General features: G+C 67.5%; 17 protein-coding genes. 6 read left to right on the plus strand and 11 right to left on the minus strand.

Features of this window, described 5'->3' with window-relative positions; translation table 11 throughout:
* Positions 1 to 633 (minus strand): 2-oxoacid:acceptor oxidoreductase family protein (locus IM632_RS08030; RefSeq protein WP_296552197.1); only part of this gene is annotated, 633 nt, incomplete at its 3' end.
* Complete coding sequence (locus IM632_RS08035) at positions 630 to 2,420, minus strand: FAD-dependent oxidoreductase (RefSeq protein ID WP_296504351.1); 1,791 nt, start codon at positions 2,418 to 2,420, stop codon at positions 630 to 632. The genes IM632_RS08030 and IM632_RS08035, both read right to left, overlap by 4 nt.
* A 249-nt stretch (positions 2,421 to 2,669) precedes the next feature.
* On the opposite strand from IM632_RS08035, the gene IM632_RS08040 reads away from it, so the two are divergent.
* From IM632_RS08040 to IM632_RS08060, 5 genes are all read left to right on the plus strand, one after another.
* Complete coding sequence (locus IM632_RS08040; RefSeq protein ID WP_293513372.1) at positions 2,670 to 2,828, plus strand: hypothetical protein; 159 nt, start codon at positions 2,670 to 2,672, stop codon at positions 2,826 to 2,828.
* Positions 2,829 to 2,958: 130 nt separating this feature from the next.
* On the plus strand, positions 2,959 to 3,894 hold the full coding sequence (locus IM632_RS08045; protein ID WP_296479699.1) for an aldo/keto reductase: 936 nt from the start codon (positions 2,959 to 2,961) through the stop codon (positions 3,892 to 3,894).
* Positions 3,891 to 4,925 carry a serine hydrolase gene (locus IM632_RS08050; RefSeq protein WP_296479700.1) on the plus strand — a complete coding sequence of 345 codons (1,035 nt, stop codon included), beginning with the start codon at positions 3,891 to 3,893 and terminating at the stop codon, positions 4,923 to 4,925. The genes IM632_RS08045 and IM632_RS08050 overlap by 4 nt, the downstream gene beginning before the upstream one ends.
* An 82-nt stretch (positions 4,926 to 5,007) precedes the next feature.
* Positions 5,008 to 5,499, plus strand: coding sequence for a (2Fe-2S)-binding protein (locus tag IM632_RS08055; RefSeq protein WP_296479701.1), 492 nt, complete (start codon positions 5,008 to 5,010; stop codon positions 5,497 to 5,499).
* Positions 5,496 to 7,766, plus strand: a complete 2,271-nt coding sequence (locus IM632_RS08060) for a molybdopterin cofactor-binding domain-containing protein (RefSeq protein ID WP_296479702.1) — start codon at positions 5,496 to 5,498, stop codon at positions 7,764 to 7,766. Before IM632_RS08055 ends, IM632_RS08060 begins: the two co-directional genes overlap by 4 nt.
* 10 nt (positions 7,767 to 7,776) lie before the next feature.
* Here IM632_RS08060 and IM632_RS08065 read toward each other — a convergent pair whose 3' ends face one another.
* Positions 7,777 to 8,766: a YafY family protein gene (locus IM632_RS08065; protein WP_296479703.1), complete on the minus strand. Its 990-nt coding sequence runs from the start codon at positions 8,764 to 8,766 to the stop codon at positions 7,777 to 7,779.
* Positions 8,767 to 8,874: 108 nt separating this feature from the next.
* Between IM632_RS08065 and IM632_RS08070 the strand changes: the two genes are divergently transcribed.
* Entirely contained in the window at positions 8,875 to 9,264 is a 390-nt protein-coding gene (locus tag IM632_RS08070; protein ID WP_293511170.1) for a hypothetical protein, read from the plus strand.
* Positions 9,265 to 9,271: 7 nt separating this feature from the next.
* On the opposite strand, the gene IM632_RS08075 is transcribed toward IM632_RS08070, so the two are convergent.
* The 8 genes from IM632_RS08075 to IM632_RS08110 form a co-directional block, all read right to left on the minus strand.
* Positions 9,272 to 10,222 (minus strand): nitronate monooxygenase, encoded by a 951-nt coding sequence (locus IM632_RS08075; protein ID WP_296479704.1) that lies wholly within the window; start codon positions 10,220 to 10,222, stop codon positions 9,272 to 9,274.
* Between the two features lie 73 nt (positions 10,223 to 10,295).
* Positions 10,296 to 11,405: an S-(hydroxymethyl)glutathione dehydrogenase/class III alcohol dehydrogenase gene (locus IM632_RS08080; protein WP_296479705.1), complete on the minus strand. Its 1,110-nt coding sequence runs from the start codon at positions 11,403 to 11,405 to the stop codon at positions 10,296 to 10,298.
* Between the two features lie 63 nt (positions 11,406 to 11,468).
* Entirely contained in the window at positions 11,469 to 11,942 is a 474-nt protein-coding gene (locus IM632_RS08085) for a hypothetical protein (RefSeq protein WP_293517674.1), read from the minus strand.
* Between the two features lie 60 nt (positions 11,943 to 12,002).
* Positions 12,003 to 12,539: a response regulator gene (locus IM632_RS08090; protein ID WP_296479706.1), complete on the minus strand. Its 537-nt coding sequence runs from the start codon at positions 12,537 to 12,539 to the stop codon at positions 12,003 to 12,005.
* 237 nt (positions 12,540 to 12,776) lie between these two features.
* The gene (locus tag IM632_RS08095) at positions 12,777 to 13,916 is read right to left on the minus strand and encodes a thiolase domain-containing protein (protein ID WP_293517678.1); all 1,140 of its coding nucleotides are present in this window, start codon (positions 13,914 to 13,916) and stop codon (positions 12,777 to 12,779) included.
* 14 nt (positions 13,917 to 13,930) lie between these two features.
* Entirely contained in the window at positions 13,931 to 14,335 is a 405-nt protein-coding gene (locus IM632_RS08100; protein WP_296479707.1) for a Zn-ribbon domain-containing OB-fold protein, read from the minus strand.
* 149 nt (positions 14,336 to 14,484) lie between these two features.
* A complete protein-coding gene (locus tag IM632_RS08105) occupies positions 14,485 to 14,913 on the minus strand; it encodes a hypothetical protein (RefSeq protein ID WP_296479708.1) in 429 nt (142 codons plus the stop codon).
* The coding region (locus IM632_RS08110; protein WP_296552198.1) for a phosphotransferase family protein at positions 14,910 to 15,870 on the minus strand (961 nt) is incomplete at its 5' end. The genes IM632_RS08110 and IM632_RS08105, both read right to left, overlap by 4 nt.

Consider the following 15,870-nt stretch of genomic DNA (forward strand, 5'->3'; position numbering starts at 1 on the left):
GATGAAGATCCGGTCGCCGACGGCGTCGGCCCGGCGGACCTGGAGCCCCAGGGGGGCCATGTTGTCCCGCACCCAGTCGCGGCCCATGTGCAAGGCGTCGATATTGGCCTTGATGAGCTTCTCGCGGCCCTCGAACTGCTCAGCGAGCAGCTGTTCGATGACGGCGATCTCGATGCCCAGCAGGGAAGCGAGGGCGCCGACATAGATGATGTTCTTGAACAGCTGCCGCTCGCGGGCGACCGTATAGGCGGCGTTGCAGATGGCCGTCAGGGGCACGCCCACAACCGTTATGTCGTCCCGGAACTTCGAGGCCGGCATGGGCTTGGTGGAGTCGTAGAAGAGGTAACCGCCGGGCTCGATCTCGGCGACGTCCTTGTCCCAGGTCTGGGGATTCATCGCGACCATCATGTCGACGCCGCCGCGACGGCCGAGGTGGCCTTCGCCGGTGACGCGCACCTCAAACCAGGTGGGCAGGCCCTGGATGTTCGACGGAAAGATGTTCCGCACCGCCACGGGCACGCCCATCCGCAGGACGGACTTGGCGAACATGGAGTTGGCGCTGGCCGAGCCGGAGCCGTTGACGTTGGCGAACTTGACGACGAAGTCGTTCACGGCGGCGAGGGGGGCGGTCATGCGGCGCCTCCCATCTGGTCGGCGTGGGTCATCTCGAGGGTGAACCTCTGCATGTCCCAGGCCCCGGTGGGGCAGCGCTCGGCGCACAGGCCGCAGTGCAGGCAGACATCCTCGTCCTTGACCATGACCCGGCCCGTGGCCAGGGCGCCGGAGACCAGGAGGTCCTGGTCGAGGTTGAGGGCCGGGGCCTTGAGGCGCTGGCGAAGGTCGGCCTCCTCGCCGTCATCGGTGAAGGTGATGCAGTCGACGGGGCAGATGTCGACGCAGGCGTCGCACTCGATGCAGAGGTTGTCCGTGAAGACGGTCTGGACATCGCAGTTCAGGCACCTCTGGGCCTCGGCGTAGCCGAGCCGGGAATCAAAGCCGAGTTCGACCTCGACCCGGACGTTCTTGAGCGCCTCGGCCTTGTCGAGCATGGGCACGCGGTGCCTTTGCTCGAGGGAGATGTCGTTGTCGTAGCTCCACTCATGGATGCCCATCTTCTGGGAGACCAGGGAGAAGCCGGGGGGCGGACGGTCATGGACGTCCTCGCCCATGCAGTGGCGGTGGATGGAGACCGCCGCATCATGGCCGTGGGCCACGGCCCAGATGATGTTCTTCGGGCCAAAGGCGGCGTCGCCGCCGAAGAAGACCCCCTTGCGGGTGGATTCGAAGGTGACCGGGTCGACCTGCGGCATGTCCCAGCGGTCGAACTCCAGGCCGATGTCGCGCTCGATCCAGGGGAAGGCGTTCTCCTGGCCGACGGCGACCAGGACGTCATCGCATTCGTGGTGCTCGTCGGGCTCGCCCGAGGGGACGAGGTTGCGTCGGCCCTTGTCGTCGTATTCTGCGCGGACGATCTCGAAGGTCACGCCGGTCAGGCGACCGTTCTCGTGGGTGAAGGCCTTGGGGACGCGGAAGTTGAGGATCGGGATGTCCTCGTGGATCGCGTCTTCCTTTTCCCAAGGGCTGGCCTTCATCTCCTCGAAGCCCGAGCGAACGACGACCTTGACCTCCTCGCCGCCCAAGCGGCGCGAGGTGCGGCAGCAGTCCATGGCGGTGTTGCCGCCGCCGAGGACGATGACCCGGCGGCCGATCTTCTCGATGTGTCCGAAGGACACGCTGGAAAGCCAGTCAATGCCGATGTGGACGTTGGCGGCGGCCTCCTTGCGGCCTGGAATGTCGAGGTCCCGGCCCCGGGGCGCGCCGGAGCCGACGAACACGGCGTCGAAGCCCTCGGACAGCAGGCCCTTGAGGCTCTCGATCCGCTGGCCGAGGCGAAGCTCCACCCCGCCGAGACGGGTGATGTAGCCGACCTCCTCGTCGATCACTTCCTCCGGGAGGCGGAAGCGGGGAATCTGGCTGCGGATCATGCCGCCGGAGCGCGGCTCGCCGTCGAACAGGACCAGCTCATAACCCAGGGGGGCGAGGTCGCGGGCCACGGTCAGGGAGGCGGGTCCAGCGCCGATCAGGGCGACACGCTTGCCGTTCCGCTTGGCGGTCACCGGCGGCATGAGGGGCCCGACGTCCTGCTTGTTGTCCGCCGCCACGCGCTTCAACCGGCAGATGGCGACGGGCTCCTCCTCCACGCGTCCGCGCCGGCAGGCGGGCTCGCAGGGGCGGTCGCAGGTGCGGCCGAGAACGCCGGGAAAGACGTTCGACTTCCAGTTGATCATGTAGGCGTCATCGTACCGGCCATCGGCGATCAGGCGGATGTATTCCGGCACGGGCGTGTGGGCCGGGCAGGCCCACTGGCAGTCGACCACCTTGTGATAGTAGTCGGGACCCTCGGTACGCGTTGGTTGCAAGACCCGTTTCCTCCCAGGTCGCCCGGGCGGCGCGGCCCGGTCCTTCATTGGAACACAAGCCTGCGCCGGCCCTCTCTTTGGGCGCTGAGTCCATTCTTAAGGTCGGACGGCGGGCAAGACCAGATGTCATGCCGCCCTGAGGGGAAATTCCAAGCCTGTTCAAGAGTGCGTGAGAGTCCAGCACCGGCTCTTGGCTGCGAAAGATTAACGCGTCTTAACTTTCGGCGTCCATCCGCTTGGGAGATTGTCATGAACTATCGTCCCTGGTTCGCACCCCTTGAGACCGAAGATGAAGACGCCGCCTTCGGCGAGCGGGAGATCGAGTCCTGCGCCGACTTCGAAGCCGTCAACCTGCGACGGGCGGCGATTGAAAATGCGGAAGCCCTGAGGCTCGCCCGAGCCCTCTGAGCTGCGGAGAGGAAGGGGGCGATGCCCCTCCGCTCCCCAAGACTCAGGTGTTGCGCGAATGCTGTAAGCGCTGGCGCGCCTTATCCGCCTGACCTAGGTTTCGAGGATCAGAGCGGTGCGGGAGGACGCCATGCAACTTCGTAGGCTGGGGAACAGCGGGCTCAAGGTCAGCGTAATCGGGCTCGGCTGCAACAACTTCGGCATGCGGATCGACCAGGCCCAGACGCGCATGGTGGTCGACGCCGCCCTCGACTGCGGGGTCAACTTCTTTGACACGGCCGATATCTACGGCGCCTCCAAGTCCGAGGTCTTCCTGGGCGAGGCGCTGAAGGGCAGGCGGGACAAGGCGGTCCTGGCCACCAAGTTCGCCAACCCCATGGGCGAGGGCGAGTACCTTCGGGGCGGCGCCCGGCGCTACATCGTCAAGGCGGTGGAGGACAGCCTCAAGCGCCTGCATACGGACCACATCGACCTCTACCAGATGCACGTGCCGGATGCCGATACGCCCATCGAGGAGACCCTGCGCGCCCTCGACGATCTCGTCCGGGCCGGCAAGGTGCTCTACATCGGCAACTCCAACTTCACCGGCTGGCAGATCGCCGACGCGGACTGGACCTCACGAACCCAGGGCCTGGAGCGCTTCGTCTCGGCCCAGAACAACTTCAGCCTGCTGGAGCGCGGCGTGGAGCGCGAGGTCCTTCCGGCCTGCGAGCGCTTCGGCCTGGGCCTTCTGCCCTATTTTCCGCTCGCCAGCGGCTTCCTGACCGGCAAGTACCGGCGCGGCGAGCCACCCCGCCAGGGCACACGGCTTGCGGCCTGGGGCAAGCGCGGCGCCGCCGCCCTGAGCGAGCGGAATTTCGACCGGCTCGAAGCCCTCGAGCAATGGGCGGAACAGCGCGGCCGGCGAATCCTCGACCTAGCCTTCGCCTGGCTGCTCGGGCACCGCGCCGTCAGCTCGGTCATCGCCGGCGCCACAAGCCCCGAACAGGTTCAGACCAACGCCCGATGCGCCGAGTGGATCCTCACTCCGGAGGAGGTCGAAGAAGTCCGGGCCCTGCTCGCATGACCGGCGCCACCCTCCCGCCCCTGCCGGTCCAGCCGCCCGACGTCGACTGGCCGACCCTGAGCTGGAGGCGCGGCCCCCTCCCCCCGTCAGTGGACGCCAAGCGTCTGGCCCGGCTGATCGATCGCGGCTTCACCGACTTCGAGGAGACCCACGCCGTCGTGGTGGTCCAGAGCGGCCGCCTCGTGCTCGACCGCTATGGTCCCGCCCATGGGCCGGAGGCGACATGCCTGTCCTGGTCCATGGCCAAGAGCATCACCCACGCCCTGGTGGGGATCGCGGTCCGCGATGGGCTCCTGGATGTCATGGCCCCTGCGCCCGTCCCGGAATGGCGTTCGCCCGGGGACCCCAGGGGCGCCATCACGACCGACCAACTGCTTCGGATGTCCAGCGGACTGAGGTTTTCGGAGGTCTACGAGCCCGACAAGCCCTCGGACACCATCGAGATGATGTGGGGCTCGGGAAAGGCGGACGTGGCGCACTACGCGGCCAGCCAGCCCCTGGACCACCCGCCGGGGACCTTCTTCAGCTATTCGTCTGGCACGACCAACATCATTTGCCGGATCCTGGCGGAAGTGACGGGCCTGCGGGGCGAGGTCTTCGCCGCCTTCATGCAAGAGCGGTTGTTCGAACACCTTGGCATGCGCACCCCGGTTCCGAAATTCGATCCTGCGGGAACCTTCATCGGGTCGTCCTTCTGCTTCGCCAGCGGCCAGGATTTCGCACGCTTCGGACTGCTCTACCTCAGGGACGGGGTCTGGAATGGGCGCCGCCTGCTACCGGAGGGCTGGGTCGACTACGCCCGGACCCAGACCTTCCAGCAGACCGGCGTCACGGATGGTCCCTACGGCGCCCACTGGTGGCTGGGCCTGGGCGGCGAGGGCTCCTTCTCCGCCAACGGACACGAAGGCCAGTTCACCCTCCTTGTCCCTGACCTGGACCTGATCATCGTTCGGCATGGCCGGACGAGCGCAGCCCTCAAGGACGCGCTCAAGGTCTGGATGGGCGAGATGGCGGCGGCCTTCCGGACCTGAGCATAAGTGCGACGCCCTCTGGACAGAGGCTCCGAGCGGGGGCAGCTTCACGCTAGGGAAGCATAAGCCGGGAGGTCCAGGCATGGCGAAGTTCGAGGTCAATGGACGAAGTGTCCAGAACCGGGGGCCCGACGACGCCCCTCTGCTGTGGGTCCTGCGCGACGAACTGGGCTTGACCGGGACCAAGTTCGGCTGCGGGGTCGGCCAGTGCGGCGCCTGCACGGTGCATGTGGACGGCCAGGCCATCCGCTCCTGCCTGACCCCGGTGAGCGCCGTCGACGGCATGAAGGTGACCACGATCGAAGGCCTGGGCGCCGGAGGGACCCATCCAGTCCAGGCGGCCTGGGTCGAAGCCCAGGCGCCCCAGTGCGGGTACTGCCAGTCCGGCCAGATCATGCAGGCCGCAGCCCTCCTGGCGGCCAATCCCAATCCCACCGACGCTGAGATCGAGGCGGCCATGGACGGCAATCTCTGCCGCTGCATGGCCTATGTCCGGATCCGCAAGGCCGTGAAGCTAGCGGCGGGCCGCGGACCGAGGCGCGCCGTAAACCGCAAGGCGGAGGCCCGCTCATGAACCGTCCTCTGATCCCCGATCCCAGCCGCCGCCGATTCCTGATTGCAGCGGGCGCCGCAGGTGCGGCCTTCGGCTTCGCCGCCTCCGCCGAGGCGGCCGTTTCAATGGGTCCCTATTCCGGCGCCCCCGCTTTCGAGCCCAGCCTTTGGTACAGCATCGACGCCCAGGGGGTTGTGACCGTCAATGTGGTCCGCGCCGAGATGGGACAGCACGTGGGCACCGCCCTGGCCCGCATTGTCGCCGATGAGCTCGAGGCCGACTGGGACAAGGTTCGTATCATCCACGTGGACACCGATCCCAAGTGGGGCCTGATGGTCACCGGCGGGTCCTGGTCCGTCTGGCAGAGCTATCCCTTCCTGAGCCAAGCTGGCGCCGCCGGGCGGATCGCCCTTATCGAAGCCGGGGCCAAGATGCTCGGCGCGCCGGCGTCGGCCTGCATCGCCCGGAAGGGCAAGGTCTTCGCCGGCAAGCGTGCGGTCAGCTATGGCGACATCGTCGCCAAGGGCGGGCTGCGCACGGGCTTCACAGACAAGGAGCTGGCCGCCCTGCCGATCAAGCCGGCCTCCGAGCGGCGGCTGATTGGCGGCGAGTTCCAGGCCCGCGACATCCCGGCCAAGACCAATGGCTCGGCCATGTTCGGGATCGATGCGAAGATCTCCGGGATGATCTATGCCCGGCCGGTGCTGCCGCCGACCCGCAATGAGTCCAAGGTCGTCTCGGTGGACGAGTCCGGCGCGAAGGGGATCCCCGGATATCTGGGCCACCTGGTGCTGGACGATCCGTCGGGAACAGTTCCCGGCTGGGTGCTGGCCCTGGGCGACAGCTTCATCGCCGCTGACCGCGCCGTCCGCGCCCTGAAGGTGGCCTGGGAGAATGGACCCACAGCCAAGGTTTCAGACGCCGACCTTGAGGCGCGGGCGAGGGCGCTGATCTCCGACGAAGCCGCCGGGTCCCTGGTGGTCGCCGATCCCGGCGTCGAGGTGGCCTTCGCCTCGGCGAAGACGACGCTCGAGGCGGAGTACGCCACGGACGCCGCCCTGCACTTCCAGATGGAGCCGCTGAACGCCCTGGCCTTCGAGCGCAACGGCGTCTTCGAGATCCATACGGGCAACCAGTGGCAGTCGCTGATCCTGCCGACCCTGGCCAAGGCCCTGGGCCGTCCAGAGACCAGCATTGTTCTGAAGACCTACCTGCTCGGCGGTGGTTTCGGCCGCCGCCTGAACGGGGACTACGCTGTGCCGGCCGCCCTGGCGGCGAAGGCCCTCGGCAAGCCCGTCAAGCTGGTCTTCACCCGCGAGGACGACACCCTCTTCGACAGTTTCCGCTCGCCCTCGGTGCAGAGGGTGCGGATGGCCTTCGGCGAGGGGGGCCGCGTGACGGCCATGGACCACGCGGCCGCCGCCGGCTGGCCGACCGAGGTCATGGCGCCCTTCTTCATGCCCAAGGGCGCCAACGACCGGCCCTTCGATCCCTTCGCGATCAATGGCGCCAACCACTGGTATAGCGTCGGCGCCCACCGGGTGCGGGCCCTGTCCAACGACCTGGCCAACCGCGCCTTCCGCCCGGGCTGGCTGCGCTCGGTGGGGCCCGGCTGGACAAACTGGGCCGTGGAAAGCGCCATGGACGAAGCGGCCCACGCCACCGGCCAGGACCCCCTGGCCTTCCGCCTGAAGATGCTGGATGGGACCGGCCGTAACGGCGGGTCCGCACCCAACGCCGTCGGCGGGGCCAAGCGGCAGGCCGCTGTGCTTTCCAGGGTCGCGAAGGCTGCCGGGTGGGGCGGCAAGCTCCCTGCAGACGTGGGCCTGGGTCTCGCCACCACGTTTGGCCAGGAGCGGGACATGCCGACCTGGACGGCCTGCGCCGCCCGGGTCCGGGTCGATCGCAAGACCGGCGCGGTCCAGGTCGAGAAGTTGCACCTGGTGGTGGACGCCGGCGCCATCATCCATCCGGACGGCGCCCTGGCCCAGATGGAGGGCGCCGCCCTCTGGGGCCTGAGCCTGGCCCTGCACGAAGGCGCGTCCTTCCGGGACGGCCAGATCCAGGAAACCAATCTGGGCGCCTACACGCCCCTGCGGATGAGCGACGTCCCTGACCTCAGGATCGAGTTCGTGGATAGCGACCATGCACCTGTGGGGCTTGGGGAGCCTGCGACCACCGTGGTGGCGCCCGCCATCGGTAACGCCATCTTCAACGCCGTGGGCGCCCGTGTCCGACGCCTTCCGATCCGGCCGGACGCGGTGCTGGCGGCGCTGAAGACAGCCTGATGGCAGGCCGTCAGGGCGCGCCGTGCGCCCTGACGGCCGCCGCCAGCTCCTCGGCCATCTGCGTCCTCAGCCGTTCCGGAGCGAGAATCCGGATCTTGTCGCCCCAGGTGAACAGGTGCCAGGCAAGCTCGCGCATACCGGCGGCCCGGAAGCGGGCGATCACCGAGCCGTCGGCCTGTCGCTCCAGGGCTTGGGTGGCATGAAAACGCCAGCCGAGGGCCTCCTCGGCGCCATGGGGCAGGATGTGCAGCACCACCTCCTCCACAGCGTCCTGGTAGATGCCGAAGCTGCGCGCGGCGTAGGCGGCGAGGGAAAAGTCCGCCGGGCGGCTCGCCGGGAGCGGAACCACGCGGACATCCCGGATCCGGTCCAACCGCCAGTTGCGGGGCTCGCCCGGACTGGACCCGGACTCGGCGGCGACCAGGTAGTTGGACCGGCCGAACAGCAGGCCGTAGGGCGTGACCTCCCGCTCCCGCCCCGGGGTCGAGCCGCCGTCGTAGAGGAACCGGAGCCTCTGGAGGGATACGATGGCCTCGCGGACGGCGCCCAGCACGGCCTCGTCCTCGAAGGGACGCGGCCCGGGATGAACGGCCATGGTCTCGGCCTCCAGCAGGGCCTCCATGTCCGGCGCCAGGCGACGACGCACGCCGGCCCGGATGGCGGACAGGACCTTGGACTCCAGGGCGGAGAGGGCGGCGGCTCGGGCGATGGCGCCGGACTGGCGGTAATGCTCCGCGGCGGCTCTCAGGGCGGCGAATTCCTCGGCGGTCGGGGCCTGGAAGATGCCGTCCAGGCCAGAGGGAATCCGGAACCGGACCGTCGGCGGGTCGGCGATCTCCTCCATCTGCGGGAAGGCCTCGCGGACGGCGTCGCGCATGCGCTCCACCGTCCGGCGGGAGACCTGCATGACCGCTGACATCTCATCGAGAGTCAGGCCCTCGGCCGAGGCCGCCAGCCGCCTCGCCAGTTCCAGAAGCCGCGCCGCCTTCTCGTGTCTCACACCACCCCCCAAAATGAGAACAGATAGAAAACCTACGACCGTTTCTGGCGCAGTGCCAGCGCAATCTGACCTCATCGCAAGGCGCGAGCCCCAGGAAAGGTCCTCAAGATGCAGAATGTCCAGTCGATCCGCACCGCCCGTCCCGACGCCTTCCTTCGCTTTGACGCGCGTCGCCCCCTGCGACCCGCCACCCCGGAGATGATCGAGGCGGTGATCCGCCACGCCGACCGGGCCGAGCGCCTCGCGGGAGGTCGCCTGCGACTGAGGCTTTCGGAAGCCATGGCGCAGGACCTGGTGCGCCAGGGCCGGCTGAATTCGCCCGACCTGCGCCTCTGCGACCTGACCGTCGTCTGGGACGAGGTCCAGGGCGAGGTCGTCCTGGTGCGCGACGACGCCCGGCTGAGGGAGGCTTCCGCTCGCTGGGCCGAATGGGACGCCCTTTGGGACGAGGCCAGCTACACTCCCGCGCCCGACGCCCCGGCGGCCCTAGCCGCCTGAGCCGGATTCAGATGCGCACGGTCGAGAAGCGTGAGGCGAGCCCGGTCATGATCGACTCGAACTCCCCGACCATCTCCGAGATGATCTCGGCGACCGGCTTCACCGACTCGATGCGGCCCGCCACCTGGCCGGAGAGAGCGATGGAGGCCTCCATGTCGCCGCCGAAGTAAAGTTCCTGCGAGCGCCGGAACTCCGGCGCCACACCATTCTCGCCCGGCTCCTTCTCGAGGAGCGTCGTCTTCTCCGTCCTCAGGGCGCGGCAGGCGGGTCCTGGTCCGAAGCGGTTAAGGAAAACGGTGTCGGTCTCCTTGGCCTGGACAATGGCGGACTTCCAGTTCTGGTGAACCGGGCTCTCGGCCGCCGAAACCATTCGGGTGCCCATCTGCACGCCCTCGGCGCCCAGGGCGAAGGCGGCGGCCATGCCGCGGCCGTCAGAGATTCCGCCTGCCGCCACGATGGGGACGTCAAGTTTGGAGCAGACGAGGGGAAGGAGGACCATGGTGGAGACCTCGCGGGAGCTCTTGAAACCGCCGCCCTCTCCGCCCTCGACCACCAGCCCGTCCACGCCGGCCTCGATGGCCTTGATGGCCGCCGCCAGGGACGGAACGACGTGGAAGACCGTCAGGCCTGCTTCCTTGAGGGCGGCGCAGTACCGGTTCGGGTCGCCTGCGGAGGTGGTGACGAACTTCACGCCCTGGTCGACCACGAAGGAGACGATGTCCGGGTCCCGGACATAGGCCTGGGCGATATTCACTCCGAAGGGCTTGTCAGTCAGCCCCTTCATCTTCTGGATCTCCTCGCGGACAGCGGGAAGGTCGCCGGAAGAGGTCTCGATGATTCCCATTCCGCCGGCGTTCGACACGGCGGAGGCGAGGGCCGAGCGGGCGATCCATCCCATCGGCGCCTGGATGATGGGATAGCGGATGCCGAGCATGTCGGTGATACGGGTCTTGATCATGAACGTTTCCCCCGGGGAATCAGGCCCCCCTTGTTGATGGACTCGATTGAAGTGCCTGCCGGCGCGCTCCGGCCTAGAAGACGACGACGCTGCGGATGCTCTCCCCGGCATGCATCAGGTCGAAGGCGTCGTTGATGCGCTCAAGCGGCAGGACGTGGGTGATCATGGGGTCGATCTGGATCTTCCCCTCCATGTACCAGTCCACGATCTTCGGCACATCCGTCCGGCCCCGGGCGCCGCCGAAGGCCGTGCCCTTCCAGACCCGCCCCGTGACCAGCTGGAAGGGCCGCGTGGCGATCTCGCGCCCCGCCTCGGCCACGCCGATGATGATGCTCTCGCCCCAGCCGCGGTGGCAGGCCTCCAGGGCCTGGCGCATGACGTCAGTGTTGCCGGTGCAGTCGAAGGTGTAGTCGGCGCCGCCGTCCGTCAGGGCCACGAGATATTGGACCAGGTCGCCGTCCACCTCGCGGGGATTGACGAAGTCGGTCATGCCGAACCGACGCCCCCAGGCCTCTCGGGCGGGATTGATGTCGACCCCGATGATCTTGCCGGCGCCCACCAGCCGGGCGCCCTGGATCACGTTCAGGCCGATGCCGCCCAGCCCGAAGACGATGACGTTGGCGCCTGCCTCCACACCGGCGGTGTTGACGACGGCGCCCACCCCGGTCGTCACGCCACAGCCGATGTAACAGGCCTTGTCGAAGGGGGCGTCGGGCCGGATCTTCGCCACGGCGATCTCGGGCAGGACGGTGTGGTTGGCGAAGGTCGAGCAGCCCATGTAGTGGGCGATGGCCTGTCCCCGGTAGGAGAAGCGGCTGGTGCCGTCTGGCATGAGGCCCTTACCCTGGGTGGCGCGGATGGCGGTGCAGAGGTTGGTCTTGCGCGACAGGCAGCTTTTGCACTGGCGACATTCGGGCGTGTAGAGCGGGATCACGTGGTCGCCGGGCTTCACGCTCGTCACCCCGGCCCCGACCTCCAGCACGACGCCGGCGCCCTCGTGGCCCAGTATGGAGGGAAAGACGCCCTCGGAGTCGAGCCCGTCGAGGGTGTAGGCGTCGGTATGGCAGACGCCGGTCGCACGGATTTCCACCAGGACCTCGCCCGCGCGCGGGCCTTCCAGGTCAACCTCGACGATCTCGAGCGGGCGCTTGGCCTCGAAGGCGACGGCGGCGCGGGTCTTCATGGCGATCCTCCGGCAGGCAGGCCCTGATCTTGGCAGGCCCGGTCCTGACGGTCCACCCGTCGGTCAGCCCCGGGCGGCCTTGCGGCTGACCTTCTGGAGGCCGGAGAGGATGGCCGCCGTCCCCTCGGGATCCCGTGCGCCTTCGGTCCGGAGCAGCAGCTGGAAGGTGCTCAGATGAACCTGAACCGACTTATCCCCCCATTCCCCGGAGGTCCGGTAGTAGTCGAGCAGATCAGCGAGGCTCACCAGCATGCTGTCAATCGCCCGGTCCTTGCCGACAGTCGGCAAGCCGATGGCGCCGTTGATCAGGTCATAGAAGGCGTTGACGAGCAGTGGGTTGAACTTGCCCTCGGCGCGGCTGTAGTAGTCCCCAGCCTTCTCCAGGACGCGCTGGAGTTCCTTCATGCTTTCGCCACGCAGAGACTGAAGGCCCTTCTCGGCGTCTTCAAGGGCCTGCCCGACATTCTTGCCGCCCGGCATCCGGATCAGACGTCCAAGCGGGATGTCGGGGGTGTGGATACGGGCGGAGTCGTTCATTGGACCTGTTCCATTTCCCATCATTTGACTGCGAAGCTATCCAGTCGGCTGTCTCAAAGCCTAACCGGGAACAGAAACCCCATCTTGCCGCCGACGCCCGACAGAAACCCCTGCGGGCAGGTCAGAGACCTTAAAGCGTCTGTCAGGGCCTGCATAGCTGTCACACTCGACAAAGCGTCGACCGGCCCGGGCCACCCAGACAATGCGGTCAAGCATCGCCCTCGGCGTCAGCGGCTTGGCCATCAGGATGTGGGCGCCGCAGTCCCTGGCCCTGGCGATGGCTGAAGCGGGGGTATGAGCCGCAGTGAGAATAACCGGGACGTAGCAGTTCGGGCGAATACCAGACCGGCGAAGCCAACGGACAAAGTCGTAGCCGGCGCCGGACCGGCCCATGGCGTCGATAATCAGAAGGTCGAGGTCCGTCTCCTGGACCACCTTCTCGGCCTTTTCCACTGTATCGCAGCGATAAATCTTGCGGGCGCCGAACCCGTTAAGAATCTGGACCAGGATCGACATGCCGAGGGAAGTCTCCTCGAGCAACAGCACGGAGACCTGCGCGAGGTTGAACCTCGCTCGCGAGTCCGTGGAAAATCCCATCTTTGCTCCGACCGCGTTGCTGGTCCCTCCGACCCGTTCGCCTCAGCGCACAGGCCTTTGAGGACCGATGGGGGGTTCTCCTATGAATTCACATCAGACTCAACCCTGGGCCGTAACGCCCCCTCGAAACAGAAGACAGGCCCGGGGCGGGTAAAGGTCCCCGAGGCGCTGACCTTCAAGGTTGGATCATGCTGCGCAGCATTGCTGCAGCATGAATGCGGTAAAATATTGAAAAAACTAACTTCTGTTGGTGAAGACAATCGTCCCTGATGCGGCGAACATGCCTCCAACCCCGTGGGCGATGCTGATCCTTGCATCCTTCACCTGAGCGGCGGCGGTTCCCCGCATCTGCCGCACGCTCTCCTGCAGGGCGTACATGCCGTACATGCCCGAGTGCATGTAGGACAGACCGCCGCCGTTGGTGTTGAGGGGCAGCTTGCCGCCGATGGCGGTGTTGCGTTCGCGGATGAAGTCCTTGGCCTCGCCCGGCTTGCAGAAGCCGAGGTCCTCCAGGCCGTAGAGGGGCAGGTGAGCAAAGGCGTCGTAGATCATCAGGTGATCGACGTCGGCATGGGTGATGCCCGCCTCGTCAAAGGCCTTCTTGCCGGAAATCTTGAAGGCGGTGGAAGAGGTGAAGTCATACATCTGAGAGACCATGGGGGTCTCGACGCTTTCCCCCGTACCCAGGACGTAGACGGGCTTCTGCGGGAAGTCCCTGGCCCGGTCAGCGCTGGTCAGGATGAGGGCGCCGCCGCCATCGGTGACGAGGCAGCACATAAGCATCCGGAAGGGCCAGGCGATCATTGGAGAGTTCAGGACGTCATCGACGGTGATCGGTTCCTTGAAGCTGGCCCGGGGATTGAGGGCCGCCCACTCGCGCTGGACCACGGCCACGTTGGCCAGATCCTCCTCGGTCACGCCGTAGGTCTTCATGTAGCGAAGGACCGGGACGGTGAACATGGTCGGCGGACTGGTGACGCCGTAGGGCATCTCGAACTGGCCCATCAGGCTGGACGGCGCGCGGCCGAAGCCGCCCGCGCCCACCCGGCTGCGGCCGGACTCCCCGTGGGTGATCAGGATGGTCTTCGCCAGACCCGCATTGATGGCCGCCGCCGCATGCCGGACATGCAGCATGAAGGAGCAGCCGCCCACGCTCGTGCCGTCGGCATAGGTCGGCTTGATTCCCAGGTAGTGGGCCAGCTCCACCGGGCTGATCCCGGCGGTGGCGACGCCGTCGATGTCCGAGGGCTTGAGGCCGGCGTCCGCCATTGCGTTCAGGGCCGCGTCAGCATGGAGGCCGATCACGGAGACATCCGGGATCTTGCCCATCTTGGTCGTTTCGGCGGCGCCGACGACCGCAACAGAATTCTGCTTCATGGTCGGGTTCCGTCTCAGGACTGGGCCGGCTCGAAGAGCGGCAGGGAAATGTCGTCGGTCTGCTTTTCGAAACGCACCTTCACGGGCATGTCGAGGACGAGGGCCTCGGCCGTCTGCGGGCAGCCGACGATGTTGGTCATCATCGTCGGGCCTTCGTCGAGCTTCACCACCGCGATGGCGTAGGGCTCGGTCCCCATGTCGGGGCGCGGCCGGTGGTTGATCACGTAGGACCAGAGGACCCCGCGGCCGCTGGCGGCGTAGACCTCGACCTGGCGGGAGGCGCAGGAGGGACAGAAGGCCCGCGGCGGGAAATAGGTCTTCTTGCAGTCGGTGCAGCGCTGCAGGCGAAGTTCGCCCTCGCGGCACCCGTCCCAGAAATGCCGGGTCTCCGGCGTGGGCTCGGGCAGGATGCGGGCCATCAGGAAATCGTCCCCTTACGTCTTGGGCCAGTATGGGCGGCCGGTATTGGCGTGAAGCGCCCGCGCGAGGGCGGGCCCCCGCGAAATGGCGGGGCGCACAAGAAAGCCCAGCGGCGGCGGGTTGTCGATAGCGCCGGGTCTGATCCCGATCAGGCCAGAGCGGTGGACATCTGGCGCCGCTCGGTGGACAGGGGCAACTCCTCCCAGATTCGGGTCTCCAGCGCCCGGGCGTCCGGGGCGTCGTCACCCTCCACGGCGGCGTGCAGTTCGATCAGTGCGGACCGGAGGCGGGCGTTGGCGGCGGCGAGGACCGAGACCCGCAGGTCATCATCAATGCCCTGGGAAAGCCAGGCGTTACGGCCGGCGCGGTCGCCGGCGTCAGACAGCAGGGCGCGCAGGGCCTTGTTCTCTTCCACGAGGCGCTGGGCCGCGCCATCCCAGGCTTCAGCCGCCATGCCCAGCAGGGCAGCGGAGAGACTGAGGGCCCCTGCGCGCTCGGCGGGATCCACATCGGGAACGGCGTTGCGGGCGACGAGGCCGGCGAGTTCGGCGAGGACGGCGGGGATATCGGGCTTCACAGGCGATCCATGACTTTGAGGATGGCGCGGTCCTGGGGGTTCTGCATGCCCCAGGCGGGCAGGACCATGATGGGCTCGCGGTTGCCGCCGTCGATCCAGGCCCGGGCTGAGGAGATCCAGATCGCCTGGCCCTTCACGCAGTTGAAGAGAGTCCACCAGTGCACGGCGGCGGGGTCGGCCTTCAGGCCACTGGCCGCCTCCCAATGGGCGATGGCGACGGCGTCGGGAACCAGGCCGCCAGCCAGGTTGCGCTTGAAGTTCCAGACGGGATTGAGGCTCCAGCCCAGGTCCTCGAGCGGGTCGCCCAGGTGCGCCATCTCCCAGTCCAGGACCCCGTGGATGCCGCCCTGGCGGTCGTAGAGAAAGTTACCGGTCCGGAAGTCCCCGTGCACCACGCCGATCTTCTGGGCGGGCGCCGGCGGATGGGCGCGCAGCCAGCGGATCGCCGCCCGTGTGATGGGCAGGGGCTCAGCCTGGTCCTCGTCCAGGACCTGCTCCCACATATCAAGCTCGCGCGCCCAGCAGCCAACCGGATCCGGCGGCGGCATGACCCGGTCCAGCCCCAAGGCAAAGGGATCGGCGCGGGCGATTTCACCCAGTATGGTCCACTTGTTCCGCGCCAGGCTCTCGTGTGAGGCGAGGTAGGGTTCTGTCCACAAGAGCGCAGGAGCCGCTTCGAAACCTGTGATCTCCTCCGCCACGGAAAACGGAAGATCGAGGGCTTCCGTCCCCTCCTCCAGCCAAATCATCTCCGGCACCGGGACCCTGGACCCGAAGAAGGCGCGATAGGCCTCGAACTCCACCCGGCGCTCGGTATCGATCAGGCTGGCCGGTGGATCCCGGCGCAGGATCATCCGGCGCTCTCGGGGTGCGCCAGCTTCGGTCCAGGTCAGCCGGAAACGGAAGGTCTGCCGCGAGGCGCCGCCGGAAATCCGGGACAGGTCCCGGACCTCGACA

Source organism: Phenylobacterium sp. (assembly GCF_020402505.1).
In the GTDB taxonomy this organism is placed as follows: domain Bacteria; phylum Pseudomonadota; class Alphaproteobacteria; order Caulobacterales; family Caulobacteraceae; genus Phenylobacterium.